This is a genomic window from Pedobacter sp. MC2016-15, assembly GCF_026239695.1.
Taxonomy (GTDB): Bacteria; Bacteroidota; Bacteroidia; order Sphingobacteriales; family Sphingobacteriaceae; genus Pedobacter.
Genome location: NZ_JAPIVS010000015.1, coordinates 1 through 958, shown reverse-complemented (window position 1 = coordinate 958; position 958 = coordinate 1). Strand labels below are relative to the sequence as shown.

Here is a 958-nt window from a genome sequence, read left to right as displayed (position 1 = left end):
AGGCTCCATTCTGCTCTATATCCTAGAGGTGTTTTACCATCTAATGCTTCATGTGGTCTTTTAGAATTGTAATCTTGTACCCATTCTTCAGCTAAGATTTGTATTTGCATTATATCTTCAAATAAATATGCATCAAGAATGCTTTCCCTGAAACTTCTGTTAAAACGTTCTATGTATCCATTCTGCATTGGCCTACCTGGTTGAGTATATTGGATTTCAATATTCCTGGTATTGCACCAAGTATTAAATTCCTTGCTTATAAATTCCGGGCCATTGTCAGTCCTGATAGTTTTTGGCTTTCCTTGCTCTTGAATTATTCGTTCCAACAGTTCTGTTACCCGTATGGCAGGCATCGAATGAGCCACTTCAATGGCAATAGCCTCCCGGTTATAATCATCTATCACATTTAGTGTTCTGAATTTTCTCCCATTGGTAAGCACGTCACTCATAAAGTCAATAGACCACATCTGCAACGGGGCCGAAGGACGCACTAGCGGATTTTTTACACGCTTCGGTAAACGCTTCCGACCTTTTCTTCTCTGATTTAGTCCCAGAAGTAGATATACCCGTCTTACACGCTTATAGTTCCATTTATAACCTTGAGTTCGAATTCGTCCATAATATAAATCTTGACCTTCCGTCGGATAAGATTCAGCCAATTCCTGAAGCTTTGTAATCGTTTCTGAATCATCCTTTCTGGATTTATAGTAATACATGGATTTCGGTAGAGAAGCTACACGACAAGCCCTGCTAATGCTAATCTGATGGTATTCCACCACATAGGCAACCATGTTTTTACGCTGGCAGGGCTTTAAAACTTTTTTGAAAGAACGTCTTTCAGAATCTTATTATCCAAGGCCAATTCAGCATACATATGCTTAAGTCTGCGGTTTTCTTCCTCTAATTCTTTCAAACGGCGTAGCTCCTGATTGTCCATTCCAGAGTACTTTTTCTTCCA

Annotated in this window: 1 protein-coding gene; it reads right to left on the bottom strand. The window is 39.6% G+C overall.

The genetic code is table 11. The annotated features are described in order from the left end of the window. Positions 1–791 (bottom strand): IS3 family transposase (locus tag OQY15_RS22360; protein WP_265794390.1); only part of this gene is annotated, 791 nt, incomplete at its 3' end. Between the last annotated feature and the right edge of the window lie 167 nt (positions 792–958).